10 protein-coding genes are annotated in these 9,513 nt (G+C 70.0%); 6 read left to right on the top strand and 4 right to left on the bottom strand.

The window, feature by feature from the left end; translation table 11 throughout:
- From ACNPM4_RS06150 to ACNPM4_RS06135, 4 genes are all read right to left on the bottom strand, one after another.
- On the bottom strand, positions 1–1,453 hold a 1,453-nt coding region (locus tag ACNPM4_RS06150; protein ID WP_448985082.1), incomplete at its 3' end, for a tyrosine-protein kinase domain-containing protein.
- Positions 1,454–1,547: 94 nt separating this feature from the next.
- A complete protein-coding gene (locus ACNPM4_RS06145) occupies positions 1,548–2,321 on the bottom strand; it encodes an arsenate reductase/protein-tyrosine-phosphatase family protein (RefSeq protein ID WP_448985081.1) in 774 nt (257 codons plus the stop codon).
- The gene (locus ACNPM4_RS06140; protein ID WP_448985080.1) at positions 2,318–2,788 is read right to left on the bottom strand and encodes a VanZ family protein; all 471 of its coding nucleotides are present in this window, start codon (positions 2,786–2,788) and stop codon (positions 2,318–2,320) included. Before ACNPM4_RS06140 ends, ACNPM4_RS06145 begins: the two co-directional genes overlap by 4 nt.
- A gap of 35 nt (positions 2,789–2,823) precedes the next feature.
- Positions 2,824–3,768, bottom strand: coding sequence for a Ppx/GppA phosphatase family protein (locus tag ACNPM4_RS06135; RefSeq protein ID WP_448985079.1), 945 nt, complete (start codon positions 3,766–3,768; stop codon positions 2,824–2,826).
- 28 nt (positions 3,769–3,796) lie between these two features.
- Between ACNPM4_RS06135 and coaA the strand changes: the two genes are divergently transcribed.
- The 6 genes from coaA (at position 3,797) to ACNPM4_RS06105 (ending at position 9,511) form a co-directional block, all read left to right on the top strand.
- Positions 3,797–4,750 (top strand): type I pantothenate kinase, encoded by a 954-nt coding sequence (gene coaA / locus ACNPM4_RS06130; protein WP_091035079.1) that lies wholly within the window; start codon positions 3,797–3,799, stop codon positions 4,748–4,750.
- Positions 4,751–4,813: 63 nt separating this feature from the next.
- Positions 4,814–6,661 (top strand): glutamine--fructose-6-phosphate transaminase (isomerizing), encoded by a 1,848-nt coding sequence (glmS, locus tag ACNPM4_RS06125; protein WP_448985078.1) that lies wholly within the window; start codon positions 4,814–4,816, stop codon positions 6,659–6,661.
- Positions 6,662–6,754: 93 nt separating this feature from the next.
- A complete protein-coding gene (locus tag ACNPM4_RS06120) occupies positions 6,755–7,114 on the top strand; it encodes a holo-ACP synthase (protein WP_029261110.1) in 360 nt (119 codons plus the stop codon).
- A complete protein-coding gene (gene alr, locus ACNPM4_RS06115) occupies positions 7,111–8,217 on the top strand; it encodes an alanine racemase (protein WP_448985077.1) in 1,107 nt (368 codons plus the stop codon). Before ACNPM4_RS06120 ends, alr begins: the two co-directional genes overlap by 4 nt.
- Entirely contained in the window at positions 8,214–8,711 is a 498-nt protein-coding gene (gene tsaE / locus ACNPM4_RS06110) for a tRNA (adenosine(37)-N6)-threonylcarbamoyltransferase complex ATPase subunit type 1 TsaE (RefSeq protein WP_448985075.1), read from the top strand. The genes alr and tsaE overlap by 4 nt, the downstream gene beginning before the upstream one ends.
- Positions 8,708–9,511 carry a response regulator transcription factor gene (locus ACNPM4_RS06105; protein WP_448985074.1) on the top strand — a complete coding sequence of 268 codons (804 nt, stop codon included), beginning with the start codon at positions 8,708–8,710 and terminating at the stop codon, positions 9,509–9,511. Before tsaE ends, ACNPM4_RS06105 begins: the two co-directional genes overlap by 4 nt.
- Positions 9,512–9,513 lie beyond the last annotated feature (2 nt).

Raw genomic sequence — 9,513 nt, 5'->3', positions numbered from 1 at the left:
GAGCGGTGCCGCGCCGGCGTACACCGGGCGCGGCATCGGGCTCAGTGCTCTCGCTGTCGCCGTCCTTCGCGTAGCGCTCGTAGGCGCCGTAGTACTCGCGGCCATAGTACGCCGACTCCGCACCCTTGCGCGGCACGCGGTTCAGCACCACGCCGAGCACCCGGCCGGTCGTGCGGGTGATGTTGTCGATCGCCCGCTGCAGCATGTCGAAGGTGGTCTTCCCCGAAGAGACGACGATCAGCACGCCGTCTGCGTTCGCGGCCAGTACCGCGGCGTCGGTCACCGGCAGCACCGGCGGGGAGTCCAGGATGACGATCGCCGACTTGCTGATCTCCGCCAGGAAGTCGCGCATGCGCTGCGACCCGAGCAGCTCGCTGGGGTTCGGCGGGATGCGCCCGGCGCCGACGACGGCGAGCGGGATGTCGCGGGAGGGGCGATGCGCCACATCCTGCAGCTCGGCCCGACCCGCGAGCACATCGGTGAGGCCCACGTCGTGGGACATGCCGAAGATGTCGGCGATGACCGGGCGACGCAGGTCGCAGTCGATGAGGATGGCCCACTGTCCGGCGGCGGCGAGGCTGGAGGCGAGGTTGACCGAGACGGTGGACTTGCCGTCGCCGGGCACGGAACTCGTGACCACGATCACGCGCGGCGGGTTGTCGACGTCGATGAACTGCAGGTTCGTGCGCAGCTCGCGCATCGATTCGATGAGATGGTGCGACACCCCGTGCTGCGATTCCAGGGAGAAGTCGATCACCTGTCGCTCGCCGGCGATCGACTTCTCGAGCGGGAGGGTGCCGATGACGGAGACGCCCGTCTCGCGCTCGATGTCGCGGGGGTGACGCACGCGACGGTCGACGGTGTGCCGCACGAACGCGTAGACGAGACCGAGGGCGAGACCGGCGAGAGCGCCGATGATGACGTTCAGTCGCGTGTTCGGCGACGACGGGGTGCTGGGAAGGCGCGCGGAGTCACCGACGATGAGGGAGATCGCCGCCGGCGTCTCGGCGGTGCCGCCCTCGAGCTTCTCGATCTCGATCGCCATGCCGTCGAGCCAGGCCTGCGCCAGTGCCTGCGCCGACTCGGGCGTCGGCCCGGTGGCGGTGACCTTCAGTGCGGTGGTGTCGACGGGGTTCGTCACCGTGACCCGGTTCACCAGCACGTCGGGCGAGGCGTCGATGTCGAGTTCGTCGATCGCATGCTCGGCGACCGCCCGCCAGGAACCGAGATTGAGGTACGACTTGACCCTGCTCTGGGCGAGCTGGTTGCCCACGAGGGCGGAACCGCTCGTGCCGTCTCCGCCCACGGCCGTCACGATGCCTGTCGTGTCGGCCGAGTACACCCGCGGCTGCAGGGAACTCCAGCCGAACGCGAGGGCCGCACCCACCAGCGTGGCCGCGACGATGACGATCCAATGCGCGCGCAGAATGCGCGCGTAGTCTCTCAGTTCCAACTCTTCATCCCCTCGCACATCCCGCGGGGAGGCCGGGATGCAGACATGAGAATGAGCATACGGCGAACACCCCGCCGCCGGAGGCGCACACGGCTCACGTGAGGGCGGCGCGCACGATTCGTTCGACCTCGACCAGCGCGGGAGTCAGCTCCGCCGCCGACCGGGCGTAGGTCTCACGCGACCGCCGGTAGGGGTCGATCACGTCGTCGTCATCCCCGGAGGAGGCGGTGACGCCGCGCTGATCGTTGACGGCACGCAGCACGGCGGCGAACCGCTCGTGCGACGACGAGCCGGCCGCATCGGCGGCAGCGCGGGCGTCGTCGGTGCTCACCGTCGATGCGAGGCGCGCGAACTCGCGGACCGTGAAGGTGCGACGCAGTCGGTTGGGCATCATCTTGACCACGTGCGACCGATGCTCGCGTGCCATGGTGAGGACGAGATCGGCGTCTTCGAGAAGCGGCTCGACCAGGTAGCGGGCCAGGTGGGCGGATGCCGTCGCGGGATCGACGCCCGTCTGCGCGGCCAGCTCGAGCGCCGGCTCGGGCATGCCGTGACCCACCAGCGCATGTGTGCCCGCGCTGTGGACCCGCACGCCGAGCGATTCGAGGTCGGCCCGCAGGATGACCTCCGCCAGCGGCGACCGGCAGATGTTCCCGGTGCACACGGTGAGGATCGTGAGGCGTGACGAGGGTGCATCCGACGCCGGTGCGCCAAGGATCGCGGCGAGGGGGGCGGCATCCTCCGTGGGGGCGGATGCGGGGGCGACGGGTGCGGACGGCGATTCCGGGGCGGTGGCGGAGTTCTGTCGTTCGCGCCATTCCCGGCGACTCATGCCGGCCGGCGGTCCATCGTCATGCTGCGGGTTCACGCCACCAGCCTAGGGCTCCGTGCAGGCTGCGACGGCAGCATCAGGATGAGCAGCACCGCGATCACGCCACCCGCGAGAGTTCCGAGACTGTTGGCGATCACATCGGAGATCGTGGGGTAGCGCGAGGGCATGAGACCCTGGACCGACTCGATCAGCCCGCTCATCAGGGCACCGATCAGCACCACCTGCCACAGCCGCAGACGCGACCAGGCGAACGGCAGCAGGAACCCCACCGGGACGAAGAGGGCGACGTTCGCCAGGAACTCGAACACCACGGCGCTCTGATAGTAGGGAGCGATGCCGGCGTCGGACACCCACCGTGCCATGACGCCGACGAGACCGGTGACCTTCGCCGAGACGTTCGCCGGCAGCCACACCGTGAAGCCGATGAAGAGCAGGTAGCCGACGAGTGCGACCCGCGCCGTCGCAGCCCCGGCGCGGACGGGAGCAGCGGTGGCGGAGGACATCCCGTCATGGTAGCCGCGGCGCCTCGGCGCGACTCTCAGCTTCGGGCGTCGCTCCAACTCAGCTGCTCGATGTAGCGCAGCAGCACGCCCTCACGCAGCGCCCACGGCGACACCTCGAGCTCCTCCACCTTCAGCGCCGTCATCGCGGCATGCAGCGACACCGCCGCGGCCACGATCTGGAACGTGCGATCCGGGGTGATGCCGGGGAGCTCCTGCCGGGCCGACGCGGGTAGCCGCGCCAGCCGAGGGATCCACGAGCCGAGCGAGGCCCGGGGGAGCAGCATCCGCTCGGTCCCCGACCACCCGGGCGCCGGGTAGCCGACCAGCCGTGCCAGCGAGCGGATGGCCTTCGATGAACCGACGACGTGGTCAGGCCGGGGCAGCGCGGCGAACTGCGGCAGGATCGTGGCGAGAGTCGCGGCGGCGTGGGTGCGCAGCTTCTCGACGTCGGCCTCGCCGGGCGGGTCGTTCGGCAGGAACTGCACGGTCATGCGTCCGGCGCCGAGGGGGACGGATGCCGCGGCATCGGGCATCTCCTCCGCGCCCGCGGCGATCTCCAGCGAGCCCCCGCCGATGTCGAGGAGCAGCAGCTGCCCCGCCGACCATCCGACCCAGCGGCGCACGGCGAGGAACGTCAGCTCGGCCTCGGTCTCGCCGTCGAGCACCTGCAGCGGCTGCCCGAGAGCCGCCTCGATGCGGGCGATCACGTCGGCTCCGTTGCGCGCGTCGCGCACCGCACTCGTGGCCGTCGCGAGCAGCGCATCCACGCGTTCGGTCTCGGCGACGCGACGCGCCTGGGCGACCGCGGCCTCGAGCGCGACCACGCCCTCTTCCGAGATCGCGCCGTCGGGCGTGAGGTAGCGCATGAGGCGCAGCACCGTCCTGTCGCTCGTCGTCGCGAGCGGACGTCCACCGGGGCGGACGTCGGCCGCCAGCATGTGGACGGTGTTGGATCCGATGTCGAGGACTCCCAGGCGCACGGGAAGAGACTACTCGCGCCCGGATACGATGTACTCCGTGACCACCGTCGACCCCACGCTGCCGCTGTCGCCCTATCGGGAGATCGGCCGCGCGGAATGGGCCCGGCTCGCCGCCGGACTCGAGCAGCCCCTCACCGAGACCGAGGTCGTGGAGCTGCGCGGCATCGGCGACCGGCTCTCCCTCACCGAGGTGCGCGAGGTCTACCTGCCGCTGAGTCGCCTGCTCAGCCTCTACGCGACCGCCACCAAGCGTCTGGGGGCGGCCACGTCGTCGTTCCTCCAGGAGGACGACACCACCACCCCGTTCGTCGTCGGCGTCGCCGGATCGGTCGCGGTCGGCAAGTCGACCATCGCGCGCCTGCTGCGCGAGCTCATGAGCCGTTGGCCCGGCACTCCGCGCGTCGAGCTGGTGACCACCGACGGCTTCCTCTATCCGAACGCCGAACTCGAGCGCCGCGGGATCATGGACCGCAAGGGCTTCCCGGAGTCGTACGACCGCCGCGCGCTGATCGAGTTCCTCACGAACGTGAAGAGCGGCGCGACCGAGGTGCGCGCTCCCTTCTATTCGCACATGCGGTACGACATCGTGCCGGACGCCAACGTCGTCGTGCGTCGTCCCGACGTGGTCATCGTCGAGGGACTCAATGTCCTGCAGCCGCCGCCCGCGCCGAACGACGTCGCCGTGAGCGACCTCTTCGACTTCTCGATCTTCGTCGACGCCGACACGTCGCACATCGAGAAGTGGTACGTCGACCGCTTCCTCGCCCTCCGCCAGGCCGCGTTCGCCAACCCGTCGTCCTACTTCAACGTGTTCGCACACCTCACGGACGAGGAGGCGATCACCACTGCGCTCGGATATTGGAATGAAATCAACATGCCCAACCTCGTCGAGAACGTGATGCCGACGCGGCACCGTGCGCGACTGGTCCTGCGCAAGGGCGCGGATCACGACGTGGAGACCGTGCTGCTGCGCAAACTCTGAGCGCCGTTCGGGGCGAGAGAATGTACGGACGACTCGCAAAAAACCCGCCTTACTCTTGATCGCATGTGTGGAATCGTCGGATACGTGGGCCCGCGCCCCAGCCAGGACATCCTTCTCGCCGGTCTTGCCCGCCTCGAGTACCGCGGCTATGACTCCGCGGGCGTCGCCGTGATCGACGGCGAAGGCTCGCTCGGCATGCGCAAGAAGGCGGGCAAGCTCGCCATGCTGCGCGACTCGCTCGCCGACGCGCCGCTGCCCGACGGGTCGACCGGCATCGGTCATACCCGCTGGGCGACGCACGGTGGACCGACCGACGTCAACGCGCACCCGCACCTGGCCGACGACGACAAGCTCGCGGTGATCCACAACGGCATCATCGAGAACTTCTCGGCCCTGCGCGAGGAACTGCTCGCCGATGGCGTGGTGTTCCGCAGCGAGACCGACACCGAGGTCGCAGCCGCCCTGCTCGGGCGGGAGTACGCCGGCAACGGTGGCGACCTGCAGCTGGCCTTCCGCAGCATCGTGAACCGCCTCGAGGGCGCGTTCACCCTGCTGGCGATGCACCAGGACCACCCCGGTCTCGTGGTCGGCGCCCGCCGCAACTCCCCGCTCGTGATCGGACTCGGCGAGGGTGAGAACTTCCTCGGCTCCGATGTCGCCGCCTTCATCGAATACACCCGCAAGGCGCTGTCGATCGGACAGGACCAGATCGTCTCGATCACGCCGGAGGCCGTCACGGTCACCGACTTCGCCGGCACGCCCGTCGAGGCCGAGCCGTTCGACGTGTCGTGGGATGCCGCCGCCGCCGAGAAGGGCGGATGGTCGAGCTTCATGGCCAAGGAGGTCTCGGAGCAGCCCGAGGCCGTCGCGAACACGATCCGCGGACGCATCCAGGACGGCCAGGTCGTCATCCCCGAGCTCGACGGACTCGACGAGCTGTTCGTCGGCATCAACCGTGTCATCATCACCGCCTGCGGCACGGCGTCGTATGCCGCGCTCGTCGGCAAGTACGCGATCGAGCAGTGGGCACGCGTCGCCGTCGACGTCGAGCTCGCGCACGAGTTCCGCTACCGCGACCCGGTGATCGGCGCCGACACCCTCGTCGTCTCGATCAGCCAGTCCGGCGAGACCATGGACACGCTGATGGCCGTGAAGTACGCCCGCGAGCGCGGCGCACGCACGCTGTCGGTCTGCAACACGCAGGGCGCCACGATTCCCCGCGAGTCGGATGCCGTCGTCTACACCCACGCCGGCCCCGAGGTCGCCGTCGCGTCGACCAAGGCGTTCTCGGCGCAGATCACCGCGCTGCTGCTGCTCGGCCTGCACATGGGCCGTGTGCGCGGAGCGATCGCCGACGCGTCGACCGATGTCGCCGAGCTCGCAGCTCTCCCGGAGAAGATCGCGAAGGTCCTCGAGAGCGAGCAGGAGCACGTGACGCAGCTGGCCGGCTGGATGGCCGACACCCGCTCGGTGCTGTTCCTCGGTCGCCACGTGGGCTACCCGATCGCGCTCGAGGGTGCGCTCAAGCTCAAGGAGATCTCGTACATCCACGCCGAGGGCTTCGCCGCCGGCGAGCTCAAGCACGGACCGATCGCGCTCATCGAGCCGGGACAGCCGGTGTTCGTGCTGGTGCCGTCTCCGCGTCACTCCGCGCTCGTGCACTCGAAGGTCGTCTCGAACATCCAGGAGATCCGCGCCCGCGGCGCCCGGGTGATCGTGATCGCCGAAGAGGGCGACGCGGCCGTGCTGCCGTTCGCCGACGAGGTCATCCACATCCCGCTGGCCGGCGCGATGTTCGAGCCGCTGCTCGCCGTCGTCCCGCTGCAGATCTTCGCGATGGCGCTCGCCACGGCCAAGGGACTCGACGTCGACCAGCCCCGCAATCTCGCGAAGTCGGTCACGGTCGAGTAGGTCCGTCTTCACGTCGCACGAATGGCCTTGTTTCCACGGAGACGAGGCCATTCGCACGATTCCGATGCGACGCATGCTCGCTAGGCTGAACGGGTGATCATCGGCACCGGCATCGACCTCGTGGACATCCCGCGATTCGAACGGACGATGACCCGAACGCCCCGCCTCAGGGAGCGGCTCTTCGCCCCCTCCGAGCGCACGCTGCGCCTTCCCTCGCTCGCCGCGAGATACGCCGCCAAAGAGGCGCTCATCAAGGCGCTGGGCGGTTCCGACGGAGTGCACTGGACCGAGATCGAGATCGCCTCCGAGCCGTCGGGACGCCCGCACTTCGTGCTCACCGGTTCGACCGCCGCGGTCGTCGAGGAGCGCGGCATACGTACTCTGCATCTGACCCTCACCCATGACGCCGGCCTGGCCGCGGCGTTCGTCGTCGCCGAAGGAGCCCCGCTGTGACCGTCCCCTTCCGCGAGGCGACCATCGATCTCGACGCGATCGCCGACAACGTGCGGCACTTCCGCCGACTCACCGGCGTCGAGGTCATCGCCGTCGTCAAGGCCAACGCCTACGGGCACGGCGCCGCGGCCACCGCTGTAGCCGCGCTCTCGGCTGGTGCCACGCGCCTCGGCGTCGCCGAGATCCCCGAGGCGCTCGAACTGCGCAGGCAGGGCGTGCACGCCCCCCTCATGGCGTGGCTGCACGCACCGGGGGAGAGGTTCGAGCACGCGGCCGCGCAGGACATCGAGATCGGCATCTCCTCGTTCGACCAGCTCGAAGCGGCTGCGGCGGCGGCCACGGTCGACCGGCCGGTGGGCGTGCACCTGAAGTTCGAGACCGGGCTGTCGCGCAACGGCATCGCCCCGGCCGACTGGGGGCGTGTGCTCGCCGAGGCCGCGCGCCTCGAACGCATCGGACGGCTGCGCATCGTCGGGCTGTTCAGCCACCTCTCGAACACCTCGGCGGACGACGACAGGGCGGCGCTCGCGAAGTTCGAGGAGGGTGTCGCCGCGGCCGCATCCTTCGGCATCCACCCGGAGATCCGCCACATCGCCGCGACAGCCGCCGCCATCGACCTGCCCGAGATGCGACTCGACGCCGTGCGCATCGGGGTCGGCCTGTTCGGCCTGTCCCCCTTCGACGACCGCAGTTCCGCCGAACTCGGGCTGCGACCCGCCATGACCCTCCGCGGAGCGATCGCCGCCGTGCGCAGAGTGCCGGCGGGCACGGGTGTCTCCTATGGCTACGACCACCGCACCGACCGCGACACGACGCTGGTCCTCGTCCCGCTCGGATACGCCGACGGTGTGCCGCGGAATGCCTCGGGGCGACTCCCCGTCTCGATCGCCGGACGCCGCTTCGTGAACGTCGGGCGGATCGCGATGGATCAGTTCGTCGTCGACGTCGGCGACACCCCGGTCTCGATCGGCGACGAGGTCGTGCTCTTCGGCGACCCCACGCTCGGCGTGCCCTCCGCCGCCGATTGGGCTGTGGCCGCCGACACCATCAATTACGAGATCGTCACGCGCATCGGTCCCCGCGTCCCCCGGCGGGCATCATGAGCGTCAACCCGGCCTTCCGCGGGCGGCGGGAGATCGCGACGACCGAGGCGATGGAGCAGCTGGGCCTCCGCATCGGCGAGCAGCTGGAGGCGGGCGACCTGCTCATCCTCACCGGCCCTCTCGGCGCCGGGAAGACCACCTTCACCCGCGGCCTCGCCGAGGGGCTCGGGGTGCGCGGACCCGTGCAGAGTCCGACTTTCGTGATCGCGCGCACGCATCCGTCGCTCACCGGCCGGGCTCCGCTCGTGCACGTCGACGCCTACCGCCTGGGCTCCGCTGCGGAGCTCGACGACCTCGATCTGGACCTGGAGCATTCGGTGGTCGTGATCGAGTGGGGACGCGGCATGGCCGAAGAGCTCGCCGACTCGTGGTGGGACATCGAGCTCGAGCGGCCGGTCGGCGCCTCCGACCTCGACCCCGCAGAGCTCGACGCCGCAGAGCTCGACGCCGACGCTCCGCGGATCGTCACGATCGTGCGCGAGGGCATCACGTGACGGCGGCCGTGCGCCCGCCGCTCGTCGCCGTCATCATCGAAGACGACCCGGGTGTGCGCTCGCTCCTGGACGAGGTGTTCCTCGCCGCCGGTTTCGAGACCCACCTCGCCGGTTCCGGGCCGGAGGGCATCGCCGCGATCGAGGAACACCAGCCGGTGATCACGACCCTCGACATCAATCTCCCCGGCATCGACGGGTTCGAGGTCGCGAGACGCATCCGCCGGGTGAGCGACACGTTCGTCATCATGCTGTCCGCGCTCTCCGACGAGTCGGACGTGGTCCTCGGGCTCACCTCCGGTGCGGACGAGTACCTCGTGAAGCCGTTCCGGCCGCGAGAGCTGCGCGCGCGGATCGAGGCGCTCCTCCGGCGCCCCCGGATCGTCGACACGCGCCCGGACCCGACGCCGGCCCCCGCCGTCGTGCACGAGCCGTCGGCGGAAGGCGCCACCGTCTTGACCTGGCGGGGCCTGGTGCACCGCGACCTCAGCGTCGACCTGGACACGCGGCTCGTGCTGATCGGGCAGAAGCGGATCGACCTCACACCCACCGAGTTCGACCTGCTCGCCGACATCCTCGGTGCGAAGCAGCGGGTGCGCAGCAAGGCGGATCTCGCGCGCGGGCTGCGCGGCGCACCCGACGGCTCGAACGATTACGTGAGCGAGCCGGACAAGCGCGCGATAGAGACGCACATCGCGAATCTGCGTCGCAAACTCGGCGACAGCTCTGCGCGACCGCGCTACATCGAGACAGTCCGCGGCGTGGGCTATCGCCTCGCTCCCGCCGATGACACGGCGACCTGACT

Source organism: Microbacterium umsixpiens (assembly GCF_053543675.1).
This window is presented reverse-complemented; position numbering and strand designations above follow the sequence as displayed.